A 15,572-nucleotide genomic window follows, 5' to 3' on the forward strand; every position below is an offset into this window, starting at 1 on the left:
CGACTAGTTCCTAGCTATCTGGGGGTGGGTGGCGGGGGGGCGGGTACCCCGGGGGGGGGGGAAAAGGGGGGGGGGAGGGGGGGGCGGAGGGGGGGGGGGGGGGCCCCCCGCGCCCACGGGCCGGTGTGCCGGCATCGGATACCGGCGGCGGCGCCACCGGCATCCGGACAGGATTCATCATCTGGAGTCCTTCGCATGATCCGGTCACCGCACGGGGGCGGCGACCGGTGAAAACGGAGCCGGGACCCGGGCGTCCGCGCTCAGCGCGCGGCGCCCGTCCGCCCCTCGGCTCGGGAATTCGACCGTGCTGTCAGCCGACAGCCGGCTCATACGGCGGACCCCGCAGCGACATCGCATGGGCCAGCAGCAGCTTCTGCACCGCTCGCCGCGGCTCCTGCCGGGCGGCGCGCACGGCGGGCGGCGCATCGGGCAGCACCCCGCGCAGGACGAGCACCAGCGGGGCGAACAGCCAGGACGACACGCTCCGCACGAGCCGGAACGCCGCCCGCTCGCCGCCCCACAGCCACCACGCGCTGAGCAGCGCGACCAGCAGGTGGGCGGCCAGCATGCCGGTGGCGCCACCGTGCATCCCCGCCATCTGACCGGCCGGATCCAGATGCTGCATCCGGCCCGCATGCTCCGCCGGGGACATCCCCGGCATCCCGGAGGCCCCGTGCATCCCGTGCACGGACGCCATCTGCCGGTGCATCAGCTGCGTCATCTGCGCGGTGGCGCCCTCGGAGAGCCGCATGCCCTGCGCGCCGCACATCCAGGAGTCCGCCCACTGCCGCGCGAGCGACAGCGGCTCGCCGCCACCGCCGGAGCGGGCCACCGCCTGGCCGAACGAGAAGGCGCTGTGCAGCGCCGCCTGGGTGCCGACGGTCAGCAACCCGACCAGCAGCGGGCCGCGTTCCCGGCCCGCGAAGCACCAGGCACCGGCCGTGGTTCCCACGCCGGCCGTGAGCAGCATCCACGCGGGCACCGCGGCATCCGACATCACCGCGTGTCCCAGCGCAGCGAGCAGCACACACACCGCGGCGAACACCGCGGCCCGTAGCCCCCTGAGAACCTGCCCCGCATCCATGACAGGCCCATCGTCGCACCCTGCCTCCGGCGTCGATCACGAGGGGCACCGGAGGCGGGGTGCGTACGGGTGAAGCCGGTGGCGAGGTGGGTGCGCAGCGGTTAGAAGTCGGCGCTCGAACGCACCTATAGAGCTGTGACAGACCCTTTTGACGTGGCGATGCTGATGCTTGCCCGATCAGAGCCTGTTTCCGACCTGAAGCGCGACGACGCGGCACCGGAGCCGAAGACCGCGCGACTGTCTCCAACGGGGGGAGAGGTCCATGACGGTGTCACCGCGGCATCGCGCGCAGACGCTCGCGGAAGGCTCTGACGCGGGGATGCCGCTGATAGGGGGCGAGCCGCTGGACCAGCCGGGGCAGCGTGCCGTGCACGGACCCCTTGGCGAGCTGCTGGTGGTGCTGCAGAGCGTGGAAGCAGTGCTCGACGGCCGCCTCCACCTCGTGCGCGGCCAGCAGGACCTGCGCGAGCTGGGCGTGCAGCAGCGTACGGGCCTTGTGGTGGTCGGCCGGCCTGCCGGCCAGGGAACGTGCCAGCTCGGCCGCCGCGCCGTTGTGGTCCCCCAGCCGCGCGAGCACCTCGGCCTGTTGGTAGCGCAGGGCGGACTCCGGATAGCTGGTGAAGGGGCCCTCCGGGCCCGTGGCCAGGGCGAGCTGCCGTTCCGCCGCCCCGAGATCCGCGGCCGCCAGGCGGTGCCCGCCGGCGCCGGCGCGCACGACGGCGCGCCCGGCGTGCAGGAAGGCCCGGGTCGCGTGGGGGACGGCCGAGCCCGCGACGCCGAGTGCCGCCTCCCCGAGCTCGACGGCCTGGCGGTGGTCGCCCAGCCGGTGCGCCTGCACACTCAGACAGCGCAGGGTGATCGCGTAGGAGCCGCGGTCCTCGGCCGCGTGGGCGAGTGAGAGGGCGACGTTGTAGTAGTGCAGCGCGAGGGCGGTGTGCCCGACATCGGACGTCATGGCGGCGAGCAGCAGCGTCAGATGGGCCGCGCCGGTGAGCAGGGAGCTGCGGACCGCCGGATCGGCGGGTGCGGTGAGCAGCGGCACCACGTCGTCGGCGAGGTACAGCGCCAGTGCGGGCCTGCCGTGGGCGCCGCCGTACTTCTCGCCCATCAGCGCGCTGTAGGACGCCATGGTCGTCAGCCGTGCCGCATCCGCCGAGGTCGCCTGCCGCCCGCCTCCGTCGGTCCGCACGAGCGGTGGGGGGCTCTTGTCCCAGCTGCGGAGCACGGGGGGCGGGGCGGAGATGACCGAGCGGGCCAGCGGCGCCCGGCGGGTGGGGTCGGCGTCCGCCCGGCACAGCGAGGCCAACCGCCGCACCGGATCGTCGCTGCGCAGCACGGCCGCCACCGTGTCGCCGCCCGCGTCCGGCGCGTCGAACCCGGTGTCGGCGGGCGTCAGGCGTCGGCCGACACGGCGGCTCAGCGCCTGCCCCACCAGTTCGTCGACCGGCGAACGGGGGCGTGATCCGTGGAGCCAGTGCGCCACGGAAGTCCGGTCGTAGCGCAGGTTCAGCCCGTGTGCCGTGCCCAGGAGGTTGACGGCGCGGGCGAGATCCCCGGCGGACCAGTCGGCTTCGGTCAGCAGAGCGGCCAGCAGACGATTCGGGCGCCGGCCCTTCATGATCCGTCTTTCATGATCCGTCTTCCCTCCGGATACGCACCGCGACGTGGTGCGGGGACTTTCAACACGTTCACGGACCCACCGCATGCCGGGCGTTCCCGCCCGACCGGATTCATGGTTCCGTTAAGGGGCGGACGTCGGCTATGCCCCAGGTTCCGGAAGGCGGATTTCCGGACACTGGCCGGCTCGCGCGCCGGTGAATTCCGCGCCGAATGCGCTCCGGCGGTCCGCATCAGGATTCCCCACGCACAACAGCAGTACCAGGCGCGGCACATGGCACCTCACAAAACATCTCAGCAGCAGTATTACCGCAGTTCCTCACCGTGTATCACCCGCGGCCCGGCCGCGGAATTGGCTCGGAACGAGCGGCCCACCACCGTTGGCCGTCCGGCCGACTCTCCGCCCGGGAGCGAAAAGTGGCGCAGACCACCAGACGCCGCAACGAAATCCTGCGGTCCCTGCTGGCGGAGGCCCGCTGGACCCAAGCCGCGCTCGCCCGGTCGGTCAATGCGCTCGCCGCGGAAATCGACCTGGACCTGAACTACGACCGCACGGCCGTCTCCCATTGGCTCAGCGGTACGCAGCCGGCTCCGCCGGTGCCCGCACTCATAGCGGAAGCGCTGACCCGGCGCCTGGGCCGGTCCGTCTCCCCGAGTGCGGCGGGATTCGCCTGCGCCCCTTCCGCGCCGACGGGTGGGCGGCCACCCGACCCTGTCTCGCCGGCCGAATCGGCGCTCACCGATTTGTGCAGCATGGAGAGCGACCCCGCCCGCCGGGTGTCCGCACGACTCCAGCCGTACCGGGAATCGGACCTCGCGGGCGCACGGGCCGCACCGCGGCCCTGGACGACGCGTTCCGTGGTGTGGCGCGAGGAGACCGAGGAGGAACTCGCCGTCGTCCGGCTCGCCGTGCGCTTCTACGCGGCGTCCTTCGACGCGCACGGCGGCCGGCGGGCCCGCTCGGCCCTGGCCACCTACCTCGCGGACGACATCGTCCCCCGGCTCCGGGAGATGACGGACCAGGACACCCACCGGGGCCTGCTGGTGGAGACCTCACGACTGGCCTTCCTGCTCGCGCGGATGTACCAGGACGCATCCGTCCACGGACTCGCCCAACGCCACTTCCACACCGCCCTGCGACTCGCCGCCGAGTCCGGGGACGTCACCGCCTGGGCCGTCGTCCTGCGGGGACTGAGCGCTCAGGGACTCGCGCTGGGCCACCGGCGGATGGCGCTGCAGGCCGCCGAGACCGCCGCCTCCACCGCCGTCGCGCCGGACGGCGGAATCCGGGCGTTCCTGTTGTCCCAACTCGCCGTCGCCCAGGCGGCCTGCGGTCTGCGCCATGCGGCGCTCACCTCCTTGGGCACGGCCGAGCGCGCGGCCGAGTCGGGCCGGCGGCGCGGGTGCGCGCCGGGCCCCTTCCACACCTACGCGCCCGCGGCGCTGGAGTTCCAGAGCGCCGAGGTCTTCCGGTATCTGGGAGATCTGCCGGCCGCGCAGGCGGCCCTGCACCACTCCTTGGCGCGGCGTCCGGGCGACGACCACCGCGGGCTGGCGCTGAGCCATGCCCGGCACGCCGAGATCCTCGTCGGTCTCGGTCATGTGGAGGAGGCCTGCGCCGCCTGGAGTTCCTTTCTCGATCAGTACGTCCATGTGCGGTCGGGCGAGGCGGATCTCGCGGTGAGCCGGCTACGGCAACTCCTCGCCCCCTTTCGCCCGCTCCCCGCGGTGACCGCGATTCTGCACCGTACGTCCGTCCTGACGTCCGTTTATCCCAGACCCTGAACCATTCGACCAGCTGTGCGCTTTCACGTCTTTCAACATCTCCGCGTATCACGGCCGCCCCATCCTCGCGAAAGCCACTGTTCAATCGAGGAGAAGCCACCAAGGGACGGAACGGAGCGGAGCGGTGAATATGCGCGACACCACCGGCGTTTCCCGGGAAGAAAACGACGCGTTATCCCGTCAGGTCGTCCACCTCTTTCCGGGCCAGGGCGACTTCGCCGTCAGCCCGCTCGTCCGGGCGGCACGCGCGCACGACTGCGTACGCACCGCGGTCGCCGAGGTGTTCGGGGAAGCGGAGGAGGCGGGCCGGGAGTTCGGCATCACGCCCCTTGCCGAGGCGCTGCTGGGCGACTCGCCCCCCAGCGGCCGCGACCTCGCCGTCGCCACCGTCGGTACCGCCCAACTCGCCCTGTTCTGCTCCTCGATGGCCGTCCACCGCGCACTGTGCGCCATCGGGAGGGCACCCGACCAGGTGCTCGGGGTGAGTTTCGGGGAGATCGCGGCGCTCACCGCGGCCGGCGTCTTCGACCTCGCCACCGGAGCCCGGATCGCCTGCCTGCTGGCACGGCAGCTGACGCACTGCGCGGGCGGGCTGACGCTGATCGGCGCCGCGGAGTGCCGCACCCATGCGCTGCTGCGCGAGGCCAGGTCCCCGGAACTGGCCCTGGCCTGCGTGAACGACCCCGGTGAGACCGTGGTCAGCGGCCCCGTCGCGGCCCTCGCGGCCGTGGAGGAACTCGCCAGGCGGCAGGGGGTGCCGGCCTCCCGGCTGCGGCTGCCGTTCTCCTCCCACCACCCGTCGCTGACCGGGCCGGCGGACGCCTTCGCGGCCTCGATCCGGCAGTTCGCCGCCCGCCCCGCCCGGATGCCGGTGCTCTCCGCCGTCCACGGCGGCCCCTACGGGCCCGGCGACGATGTGCACCGTGGACTGGCGAACTGCCTGATCCGCCCCGCACGGCTGCCCAAGGTGCTGCATCAACTGACCACTCGTAGGGCCGCGTTGCTCCTGGAGGCGGGAACCGGCCGCTCGCTCACCCGCAACGCGCAGCACACCCTGCCGCCCGCCGCGGCCCGCGCCCACGCACCCCTCGCCGACCCCGGATTCCCCTGGACGCCGGCCGCCGCCCAGGTCACCTCGCCGACCGGCGGTCCTCCCCACCACAACTTGGAGCCGTCCCGATGACCACCCGCCTACCGCCGCGCGGCGAACTGCACGACCTCATCAACGGGACGTCCCCGGACCCGCTGCGCGGGCGACTGCGCGCCGCCCTGGCGGCCACCGACCCCCCGACCGCGGACCGCGCCGAGCGCGCCCACCGCATCCACCGGCGGCTGCGCCGCCTCGCCGACGCCCTGCCGCCGGCCGCCGAGCTGCTGTCCGACCCCCAGCGGCTCGCGCTGCTCAGCGAGTGCGTCGCGGTCGCCGACCCACCGCTGTACATGGCCACCCTCTCCCACTACGCGCTCTGCCTGGGATCGGTCATCGCGCTGACGGACGACCCGGCCCGCCTCGGAAGCCAGTGGGAGGCGCTGGCGAGCGCCCGCTCCAAGGGCGTGTTCATGGTGACGGAGATCGGCGACGCCAGCAGCCACCTGGGAATCCGCACCACCGCCGAATTCGACCCGCGAACCGGCGAGTTCCGGCTCGACACGCCGGACGCGGGGGCGGCCAAGTTCTCCTCCGTCGGCTCCTCGCGGATGCCGCAGACGGCCGTGGTGTGCGCACGGGTGCTGGCCGGCGGGGCGGACCGCGGGGTGTTCTCCTTCGTGGTGGACCTCACCGACGAGCACGGCCCGCTGCCGGGCGTGGAGATCTCCCGCAGCCTCGAACTGCCGGCCCTGCCCATGGACTACGCGCTGGTGCGCTTCCACGGCGTACGGCTGCGCCACGAACAGTGGCTTTGCGACCGCGCCCGCATCGACGACGAGGGAGCCTTCCACGATCCGCTCGGCACCGCGGACGCCCGGCTCCAGCGGACCCTGTGCGTGGGGCAGGTCCTGTGGGCCACGCTGCCCTCGGCGATGGCCGCCATGGCACGGGAGTGCGCGGTACAGGCGCTGCGCTTCTCCGCGCGCCGGCGGGCCCACGGCCGGCTGGCCCCGGGGGCGAGCGTGCTGACCTACCGCAACCAGCAGCACGCGCTGCTCGGTTGCCTGGCCGAGTCCTTCGCCCTCACCTGCGCCGGCCGGACGGCCCGCGAGATCTGGACCAGGTCGCGCGCCGTGGCCGCCCGCCGCGGCACGGCGGGGGGCGGGGCGGACGGGATGACCTTCGCGCCGTGGACCGCGGTCGACCGCCCCCTCGCGGTGCTCAAGGCGCTCACCGTGCGCGGCACCGCGCGGGTGGCCGCCGAGTGCCAGCACCGGTGCGGGGTCGCGGGCTTCCTGCGGCCCAACCTGCTGGCGGGGTACCACGGGTTCGCCCACGCCTTCGACAGCGCCGGCGGCGACAGCCGGCTGATCCTGCTGGACGCCGGCCGGGCCCTCGCGGCGGAGGGCGCCCACAACGGGCAGTACGCCGCCGGCCGCCGTGCGGGCGTGGCGCCGGCACCCGCCGTCCCCGCGGACCACCCCGCGTGGTGGCCGGCGGTCACCAGAGCCCAGGAGGCCCGACTGGCAGGGGAGTTGCACCGGACGCTGGAGCAGCGGACCCAGGCCGGGCTTTCGGGCCTGGAGCTGTGGAATCCGCTGCTGGACGCGGCCGGTGAACTCGGCGAGGCCTACGGGAGCCGGCTCGTCGCCGAGAGCCTGGCCGGTGCCCTCGCGGCGGTCGACGATCCCGGCCTGCTCGCGGTGCTGCGTCCCCTGGTGGCGCTGTACGGGGCGGTCGAGGCGCGCCGCCTGGCGGGCAGTCTCCAGGCCACCGGGGTGCTGAGCGCGGCCACGGTGCGGGCGCTGCCCGCCGTGCTGGACGGCCTGTGCGACCGGCTGATGCCCCATCTCCCCCTGCTGGAGGAGGCCATGGGCGCCGCGGGCGGTGCGCCGCCCGTCCCCTTGGGTGCCGACGACTACGCCGCGGCCCTGACCGAGTCCCTCGACCTGCTACCGGAAGGGCCGTCATGAGCCATACCTGCCCGAGGATGCCCCGTATCGGTGTGCTGGGCATGGGCACCTACCTGCCCCGCACCACCCGGACCAACGAGGAGGTCGCCGCGGTGGCGGGCGTCACACCGGAGTGGATCGCCCAGCGCACCGGTGTGCACACCCGGCATGTGGCCGACCCGGCAGAAGCCGCCTCCGATCTGGCGGCGGCCGCGGTGCGGGCCGCGGTGGCCGCCGCGAACATCGACATCGACCAGGTCGACGTGCTGATCGCGGCCACCTCCACCCCCGACGAGCTGGGCCCCTCCACCGCCTGCCGGGTCCAGGCCCTGACCGGCGCCCGCCACGCGGTGGCGCTGGACGTCAGCGCGGCCTGCGCCGGCTGGCTGTTCGCGGCCCGGGTCGCCCACGACTGGCTCCGCGGCAACCGCGGCGCGCGCTACGCGGCGGTCGTCGGCGTCGAGGCGTACTCCAAGTTCATCGACCCCGCGGACCGCGGCACCGCGGTCCTCTTCGCCGACGGCGCGGCCGCCGCGATCCTGGGCCCCGTCCCGGGCGGCGGCGGATTCGCCGACTTCCGCCTCGGCTCCGACGGCACCGGCGCCCACCACGTGCTCATCCCCGCCGGCGGCAGCCGCATCCCCGCGAGCCCCGCCACGCTCGGCACGCACCGGCACCACATCCACATGGACGGCCGTGCGGTCCGCGACTTCATCGCCCGGATCTTTCCGCAGCTGGTCGGCGAGGCCCTGATCCGCAACCGGCTCCGGCTGGAGGACATCGACGCGTACATCACCCACCAGCCCAACCCCGTGCTGCTGCGCGGCCTCGGCGAGCGCATCGGCATCCCGCCGGAGCGGCTGGTCATCGTCGGCGACGAGGTGGGCAACATCGGTGCCGCCAGCGCCCCGTACGCACTGGCCACCGCCGCCTCCCGCGGTCTGCTGCCGCGCGGCGGCCGGATCCTGCTCGCCGTCTTCGGCGCCGGTGTGACCTGGGGCAGCGCCCTGCTGACCTGGACCGGCGCACCCGCCATCCGGGTAGGGCCGGCCCGTACCCCGCACACCGCCCCACCACCCGACCGAACCCCCGCTGTGCAAAGGAGTTCTCGATGACCTCACTCGCTTCGTTCCGCTTGGACGGCGCGCGCACCCTGGTGACCGGCGCCTCCCGTGGCATCGGCAAGGCCGTGGCCGTGGCGCTCGCCCAGGCCGGCGCGGACCTGGCGCTGTCCGCCCGGACCTCGGTCGCGCTGAAGGAGACCGCCCAACTCGTCGCGGAGGAGGGGCGCACCGCGGCCCTCGTGCCGGGCGACCTCGCCGAGCCGGGTGCCGCGGACACCGTGGTGGACGACGCCGCGGCTCGGCTCGGCGGGCTCGACGTCGTGGTCCACAACGCGGGCATCCTCCCCTCCCGGCCCGACGGCAGCCCCACCCTGGACGCCCTGCAGCACTCCGACCAGGACGACTGGAACCAGGTGCTGTCGGTCAACCTCAACGCCACCGCGGCCCTGTGCCGGCGCGCGCACCGCCACCTGGCCGCCTCGCCGCGGGCCGCCGTGGTGCTGATGTCGTCCCTCGCCGGTGTGGTGGGCGCACCGAGGATGGAGGCGTACGCGGCCTCCAAGGCGGCGCAGATCTCGCTGGCCCGCAGCCTCGCGGTCGGCTGGGCCCGCGAGGGCATCCGGGTCAACGCGCTGTGCCCGGGCTGGACCCGTACGGACATGACGGCCTTCGCCTACTCCACGGGGCCGCTGTCCGACTGGCTGATGGCCCATGTCCCGCTGGGCCGTTGGGCCGAGCCGCACGAGGTGGCCTGCGCCGCGCTCTACCTCGCCTCGCCCGCCGCGTCCTACCTCACCGGTCAGGCGCTGGTGCTCGACGGCGGCGCGTCCGTCCCCGACGGCGGACTGGCCGGAATCCCGAAACCCCCCTCCCCGTTCGCCGCCTGACCCGACCACCCCGCGACCTGAGGACTGCCGACCATGACCAAGGTGATCCCCACCGCCGTGATCCACGGCATCGGGACCTGTCTGCCCCCACGCGTGCTCTCCAACGAGGACGTCAAGCGCCGTGGTGTGCTGGACACCACCGACGAGTGGATCCGCTCCCGCACCGGCATCCTCCGACGCCGGGCCGCCGACGACGGCACCAGCACCGGCGACCTCGCGGTGGCCGCCGGCCGGGCCGCGCAGGCCTCCGCGCGCGCCCCCGCGGACCTGGTCCTGGTCGCCACCACCACCCCGGACCGCCGCTGCCCGGCCACCGCCCCCGAGGTCGCCCACCGGCTCGGCCTGGGCACGGTCCCCGCCTTCGACCTGGCGGCCGTGTGCTCCGGGTTCGTCTACGGCGTCACCGTCGCCGCCGCACTGGTCCGGACCGGGGTCTGCGCCCGGCCGCTGGTGATCGGCGCCGAGAAGTACTCCAGCATCATCGACCCGCTGGACCGGGACACCGCGGTGATCTTCGGTGACGGCGCGGCGGCGGTCCTGCTGCGCGCCGGGGACCGTGGTGAGCCGGGCGCCGTCGCCGCCGTCGACTGGGGCTCCGACGGCGGGGGCAGCGACCTGATCGCCATCGCCGCCGGCGGCTGCCGGAGGCCCGACACCTCGCGCCGACTGTGCCGCGAGGACCGCTACTTCCGGATGAACGGCCGCGAGGTGTACGGGCAGGCCGTCCGCCGGATGACCGAATCGTCGCTGGCGGTGCTGGAACAGGCCGGCTGGCAGCCCGACAGCGTCGGGGCGTTCATCGGCCACCAGGCCAACCAGCGCATCCTCGACTCGGTCGCCGACCGGGTGGGCATCGCACGGCGGTACCGCTTCGGCAACATCCGCGAGGTCGGCAACACCGCCGCCGCCTCCATCCCGCTGGCCCTCGCCGACACCGCCCGACGCAAGCTCGTCCGCCCCGGGACGCGGACGCTGCTGACCGCCTTCGGCGGCGGACTGACCTGGGGTTCGCTCGCGATGAGCTGGCCCTCCGCGCTGCCCTGGGCGCACGATCCCGAACCTCGTACCACCCCCACCACCACCACCCACCCCGCGCGCCGGAGGAAGCAGCCATGGAAAGTGTCTACGACCACCTCGTGACCGTACTGGCGGACAAGTTCGAGGTCGACGCCGAGGCCATGCGGCCCGACAGCACACTGGCCGACCTCGAACTCGACTCGCTCGCCGTCGTCGAGCTGTACGTCACGCTCCAGGAGGACCTCGGCATCCCCCTGGAAGAGGACGACTCCGCCGCCGGCCTGACGCTGGAACAGCTCGCCCGGGCCGTCGACGCACAGCTGTCCGCGGCCGGCGCACCGTCCGACGGCGGAGCTCCCCGGTGACCGGTCGCGGCGCGAACGGGGACCTCGCCGTCACCGGCATCGGGCTGGTCACACCCGCCGGCGCCGACACCGCGCAGACCTGGACCGGTGTCTGCGCGGGGCGGGGCACCGCGGCGGAGGACCCCGCACTGGCCGACCTCCCGGTCTCCTTCTCCTGCCGGGTGCCCGGCTTCGATCCGCGGACGCGGGTGCCCGGCGCCCGGCCCTGGCGGTACGACCGGTTCACCCAGTTCGCGCTGGCGGCCGCCGGTGAAGCCGTCGCCGACGCCGGACTGGACCCGGCCCTGTGGGACGGCTCCCGGGTCGCGGTCGTCCTCGGCTCGGCCGCCGGGGGAGTGCAGACCTACGAGGACCAGTTCCGCAAGCTCCTGCACACCGGCCCCCGGTCGGTCTCACCGCTCACGCTGCCCGGCTTCCTGCCCAACATGGCAGCGGGGCAACTGGCGATCGCGCTACGGGCGCACGGCGCGGTGCTGCACACCGCCACGGCCTGTGCGTCCGGCGCCACCGCCATCGCCCTCGCGGCGGTGCTGCTGCGCACCGACGCCTGCGACATCGCGGTCGCCGGCGGGGCCGATGCCATGATCACGCCGCTGTGCGCCACCGCCTTCGCGAGAATGGGGGCGCTCACCCGGCGCCACGGCTGCCCGGCCGCCGCCTCCCGGCCCTTCGACGCCGCCCGCGACGGCTTCGTCCTGGCCGAAGGGGCGGGCGTACTCGTCATGGAGCGGGACGCCGACGCGGCCGCCCGGCACGCGCCGGTGCACGCCTGGCTCGCCGGTTACGGGCTGACCGCCGACGCCCACCACCAGGTGGCTCCCGACCCCGAGGGGCACGGGCTGCGGCGGGCCATGGAGCAGGCGGTGCGGACGGCCGGCGCGGCCCCGGGCGAGGTCGACCACATCAACGCGCACGGCACCGGCACGCCCCTCAACGACCGCACCGAGGCCGCCGCCCTGCACAAGCTGTTCGGCGCCGACTCCCCGTCGGTGACCTCCGCCAAGGGCGTCATCGGCCACACCATGGGGGCGGCGGGCGCCATCGAGGCGGCCCTGACCGTGCTGACGGCGAAGCACCGGCTCGTCCCGCCCATCGCCAACCTCCAGCGGCCCGAACCGGAATCCCGCGGGCTGGACCTGGTGAGCGGCGCTCCCCGCCGGCAGGACGTCCGCCTGGCGCTCAGCAACTCCGCGGGCTTCGGCGGACACAACACGGTGCTCGCCTTCCGGCCCGGACCACCGCCACCCGACCCCTCCCACAACGGAGCCCGCCCCACCCGCCGCGGGTCCCACGTCTCCCACCGCGAAGGATGAATGCCGTACCGCCCACCCGTCGCCACGACCCCCGACACCCGGATCCCGCACCTCGGAAGGCTGTACGAAGCCGTCCGGCAACGCAATCCCGGAGAGCCGGAGTTCCATCAGGCGGTGCGCGAGGTCCTGGACTGTCTCGCACCGGCACTGTCCGCCCATCCGGAGTTCGCCGAGCCGGGCCTGATCGAGCGCATCACCGAACCAGAACGGCAGGTGATGTTCCGGGTCCCCTGGCAGGACGACTCCGGAACCACCCTCGTCCACCGGGGATTCCGGGTGGAGTTCAGCAGCACCCTGGGCCCCTACAAGGGCGGCCTGCGCTTCCACCCCTCCGTGAACCTCGGCATCGTCAAATTCCTGGGCTTCGAGCAGGTCTTCAAGAACTCCCTCACCGGACTCGGCCTCGGCGGCGCGAAGGGCGGCAGCGACTTCGACCCACGAGGCCGCTCCGACCGCGAGGTGATGCGCTTCTGCCAGTCCTTCATGACCGAACTCCACCGCCATGTCGGCGAGCACACCGACATCCCGGCCGGCGACATCGGGGTGGGCACCCGGGAGATCGGCTTCCTCTTCGGCCAGTACCGGCGCATCACCAACCGCTGGGAGTCCGGCGTGCTCACCGGCAAGGGCCGCGAATGGGGCGGCTCCGCGCTGCGTACGCAGGCCACCGGGTACGGCAACGTGCTGTTCGCCGCCGAACTGCTGCACACCCGCGGGGAGGATCTGGACGGCCGGCGGGTCGCGGTGTCCGGCTCGGGCAATGTGGCCCTGCACTCGATCGCCAAGGCCCAGGACATGGGAGCCCATGTGGTCACCGCCTCCGACTCCGAAGGCTGCGTGGTGGACGAGAAGGGCATCGACGTCGAACTCCTGCGCCAGATCAAGGAGATCGAGCGCGGCCGCATCAGCGCATACGCACGGCGCCGGGGCAGCTGCGCGGTCTACGTCCCCGGCGGCCGGGTCTGGGACGTCCCCTGCGAGGTCGCACTGCCCTCGGCCACCCAGAACGAACTGGACGCCGATGCCGCGGCGACGTTGGTCCGGCACGGCGTCAAGGTGGTGTCCGAGGGCGCCAACATGCCCACCACCCCCGACGCCGTCCGCATCCTGCACGGTGCCGGAGTGGCCTTCGGGCCGGGGAAGGCCGCCAATGCCGGCGGCGTGGTCACCAGCGCCTTCGAGATGCAGCAGAACTCCCGGCGCGAGAGCTGGAGTTCCCACCGGGTGGCCGAGCGGCTCGCCCAGGCGATGCGCACGATCCACGACACCTGCCGCCAGACCGCGGAGCGCTACGGCGCCCCCGGAAACTACGTGCTCGGCGCCAACATCGCCGGCTTCACCCGCCTGGCCACCGCGGTGCTCGCCCAGGGGGTGGTATGAACGCCAGGGCCTGTCCGATGGGTCATGGCCGGGCCTTTCCGACCCTGACCCATCGGACAGACCCCGGGCCCCGCCCGACGAACCGGGCGGGACCGCCACCTGACACCTTGTCAGTCGACCGTGTCCATGAAGTGCAGCATCCGCTGGTTGACCTCCTCCGCATGGTCGATCTGCGGTCCGTGGCCGGTGGCGGAGATGATCTCGGCGCGGGCTCCCGGCACCAGGCGGGGAACGCGCTCCACCTGCCGCTGCGGGTGCACCAGGAGGCTGCGCCTGCCGAGCACCAGGTAGAGCGGGGTGCGGATGGTGCGCAGTGCGTCCTCGGACAGGGGGAGCGGAGCCGGGCGGCGGATGCGGTAGGCGCGCACCCCCGCCCGGGCCATCGCGCGCAGCTCCGGCACGACGAGGGCCGGCTGCTCCAGCCAGGCCGCCAGTCGCGGGCGCCACGCCTTGGGCGCGAAGGTCGCGAAGAGGCTGGCGAAGATCCAGACGAAGAAGCGCAGGCCGACCTTCTCCAGCCCGCCCGGGTCGAGCAGCGTGACCGACGCGAGGCGGCCGGGTCGGCGATGCACCTGGTTCAGCACCAGCCAGCCACCGTAGGAGGAGCCGACCAGGTGCACGCGGTCGAGGCCGAGTCCGGCGAGCGCCTCGTCCAGCCACTGCGCGGCACGCTCGGGTGGGTGGATGGCTTCGCGCTGCTCGCTGCGCCCGGGGTCGCCCGGTGTGTCGAGGGCGTAGACCGGCCGCTCGGCGCTGAGCGCCGCGGTGTTCGGGTACCACATGGCGGAGCAGGAGCCCGCCCCGTGCACCAGCACCACCGGGGTGCGCGACGCGGCGGCGGGGTCCGCGGGGGCGTAGCGGTAGACGTGCGTGGTGCCGAAGGCGGTCTCCACGTCCAACTCCTCGCTGGCGGGCGCCCCCAGCGCGTAGACCGCGTCGCAGGCCGCGAAGTAGCGGTCGCGCAGGGACTCGCTCACATAGCGGCCGACATCGGGCCGGGCGCGGGTCATGGTCTCGGGCACGTGGCCACCTCCTGGAGCGTCCATCTTTGTGGTACGACCGTATCACCATGATGGTACAGCCGTATCATGAAGGTGGCCGACCGGGCCCAGACCGAGCGAACCGAGAGCGGAGAAGCGGCCGATGCCGAAGCGGGTGGACCACGAGGAACGACGTACCGAGATCGCCGAGGCGCTCGTCCGGGTCGCGGGGCGGTGCGGGCTGCACGCCGTGGGGATGCGTGATGTGGCGGCGGAGGCGGGAGTGTCGCTGCGGCTGGTGCAGTACTACTTCCAGACCAAGGAGAAGCTGCTGCTCTACGGGCTGCAGCACCTGACCGAGCGGTTCAGCGAACGGGTCACGGCCCGGGTGCGCGCCGCCGGGGACGACCCCGGGCCGCGGGTGGTGATCGAGGCCGTGCTGAAGGCGTCGCTGCCGACCGACGAGGCCGGAATCGGCTTCCACCTCGTCTACACCTCGTACGCCATCCTGTCCGTCACCGACCAGGCGCTCGCCGGTCAGCCCTTCACCGACAACCCCACCGCGGCCGAGGACGCCGTGACCGGTCTCCTCCAACAGGCGCAGCGGGCCGACCTCACCCCGCCCGGCATGGACGCACGCCTCGAAGCGATCGGCCTGCTCGCCATGGCCGCCGGACTCGGCACCAGCATCCTGGTCGGCTACCGCACCCCGGAGTCCGCCGCGGCCGTCCTGGACCACCACCTCGACCGGCTCTTCCCGCCCCGCGGGGCAGACACGCCGCCACCACGGGCCGTGGAGTGAGTACCCGCCCCCACGCGACTTGAGTGCGCCTCCCGATGGCGGCGGGCGTCATGGACGCGTTGACTCGCTCCCATGACCGAGGCGACCGCCCCAGCGCCGCAACACGCCCCGTACGGCCCGGTGCCGGAGCCCTTCGCCGGGCACCACGCGGCAACCGCCACGGGCGGCGCGGCCGCCGCCCTCACGGTGCTCCCGTTGCTGCTCACCGTCTTCATCTGACGGCCGGTTCCGGGCCG

Annotated in this window: 14 protein-coding genes; 11 read left to right on the top strand and 3 right to left on the bottom strand. The window is 73.9% G+C overall.

The window, feature by feature from the left end; translation table 11 throughout:
- Positions 1-310 precede the first annotated feature (310 nt).
- Together ACZ5XZ_RS00155 and ACZ5XZ_RS00160 are read right to left on the bottom strand one after the other, a co-directional pair.
- Positions 311-1,084 carry a PE-PGRS family protein gene (locus tag ACZ5XZ_RS00155; protein ID WP_468972732.1) on the bottom strand — a complete coding sequence of 258 codons (774 nt, stop codon included), beginning with the start codon at positions 1,082-1,084 and terminating at the stop codon, positions 311-313.
- A 271-nt stretch (positions 1,085-1,355) separates the two neighbouring features.
- Entirely contained in the window at positions 1,356-2,702 is a 1,347-nt protein-coding gene (locus ACZ5XZ_RS00160) for a hypothetical protein (RefSeq protein ID WP_468972735.1), read from the bottom strand.
- Between the two features lie 416 nt (positions 2,703-3,118).
- On the opposite strand from ACZ5XZ_RS00160, the gene ACZ5XZ_RS00165 reads away from it, so the two are divergent.
- The 9 genes from ACZ5XZ_RS00165 to gdhA all read left to right on the top strand — a co-directional run bounded on the left by ACZ5XZ_RS00165 (position 3,119) and on the right by gdhA (position 13,554).
- Positions 3,119-4,486 (top strand): tetratricopeptide repeat protein, encoded by a 1,368-nt coding sequence (locus tag ACZ5XZ_RS00165; protein ID WP_468972738.1) that lies wholly within the window; start codon positions 3,119-3,121, stop codon positions 4,484-4,486.
- A gap of 130 nt (positions 4,487-4,616) precedes the next feature.
- Positions 4,617-5,669: an ACP S-malonyltransferase gene (locus tag ACZ5XZ_RS00170; RefSeq protein ID WP_468972741.1), complete on the top strand. Its 1,053-nt coding sequence runs from the start codon at positions 4,617-4,619 to the stop codon at positions 5,667-5,669.
- Positions 5,666-7,549, top strand: a complete 1,884-nt coding sequence (locus tag ACZ5XZ_RS00175) for an acyl-CoA dehydrogenase family protein (RefSeq protein WP_468972744.1) — start codon at positions 5,666-5,668, stop codon at positions 7,547-7,549. Before ACZ5XZ_RS00170 ends, ACZ5XZ_RS00175 begins: the two co-directional genes overlap by 4 nt.
- Before the next feature lie 17 nt (positions 7,550-7,566).
- A complete protein-coding gene (locus tag ACZ5XZ_RS00180) occupies positions 7,567-8,643 on the top strand; it encodes a 3-oxoacyl-ACP synthase III family protein (RefSeq protein WP_468972747.1) in 1,077 nt (358 codons plus the stop codon).
- Complete coding sequence (locus ACZ5XZ_RS00185) at positions 8,640-9,479, top strand: SDR family NAD(P)-dependent oxidoreductase (protein WP_468972750.1); 840 nt, start codon at positions 8,640-8,642, stop codon at positions 9,477-9,479. Before ACZ5XZ_RS00180 ends, ACZ5XZ_RS00185 begins: the two co-directional genes overlap by 4 nt.
- Positions 9,480-9,512: 33 nt before the next feature.
- Complete coding sequence (locus ACZ5XZ_RS00190; RefSeq protein ID WP_468972753.1) at positions 9,513-10,619, top strand: beta-ketoacyl-ACP synthase III; 1,107 nt, start codon at positions 9,513-9,515, stop codon at positions 10,617-10,619.
- Entirely contained in the window at positions 10,592-10,861 is a 270-nt protein-coding gene (locus ACZ5XZ_RS00195) for an acyl carrier protein (RefSeq protein WP_468972758.1), read from the top strand. Before ACZ5XZ_RS00190 ends, ACZ5XZ_RS00195 begins: the two co-directional genes overlap by 28 nt.
- A complete protein-coding gene (locus ACZ5XZ_RS00200; protein ID WP_468972761.1) occupies positions 10,858-12,174 on the top strand; it encodes a beta-ketoacyl-[acyl-carrier-protein] synthase family protein in 1,317 nt (438 codons plus the stop codon). Before ACZ5XZ_RS00195 ends, ACZ5XZ_RS00200 begins: the two co-directional genes overlap by 4 nt.
- Positions 12,175-13,554 (top strand): NADP-specific glutamate dehydrogenase, encoded by a 1,380-nt coding sequence (gene gdhA, locus ACZ5XZ_RS00205; RefSeq protein ID WP_468972765.1) that lies wholly within the window; start codon positions 12,175-12,177, stop codon positions 13,552-13,554. It abuts the gene before it with no gap.
- Positions 13,555-13,664: 110 nt separating this feature from the next.
- Here the strand turns inward: gdhA and ACZ5XZ_RS00210 are convergent, their stop codons facing one another.
- Entirely contained in the window at positions 13,665-14,576 is a 912-nt protein-coding gene (locus tag ACZ5XZ_RS00210) for an alpha/beta fold hydrolase (protein ID WP_468972768.1), read from the bottom strand.
- Positions 14,577-14,697: 121 nt separating this feature from the next.
- Between ACZ5XZ_RS00210 and ACZ5XZ_RS00215 the strand changes: the two genes are divergently transcribed.
- Together ACZ5XZ_RS00215 and ACZ5XZ_RS00220 are read left to right on the top strand one after the other, a co-directional pair.
- Complete coding sequence (locus ACZ5XZ_RS00215) at positions 14,698-15,336, top strand: TetR/AcrR family transcriptional regulator (protein WP_468972771.1); 639 nt, start codon at positions 14,698-14,700, stop codon at positions 15,334-15,336.
- A gap of 72 nt (positions 15,337-15,408) precedes the next feature.
- Positions 15,409-15,555: a hypothetical protein gene (locus ACZ5XZ_RS00220; RefSeq protein WP_468972774.1), complete on the top strand. Its 147-nt coding sequence runs from the start codon at positions 15,409-15,411 to the stop codon at positions 15,553-15,555.
- Positions 15,556-15,572 lie beyond the last annotated feature (17 nt).

The organism is Streptomyces sp. NPDC033270 (assembly GCF_055576575.1).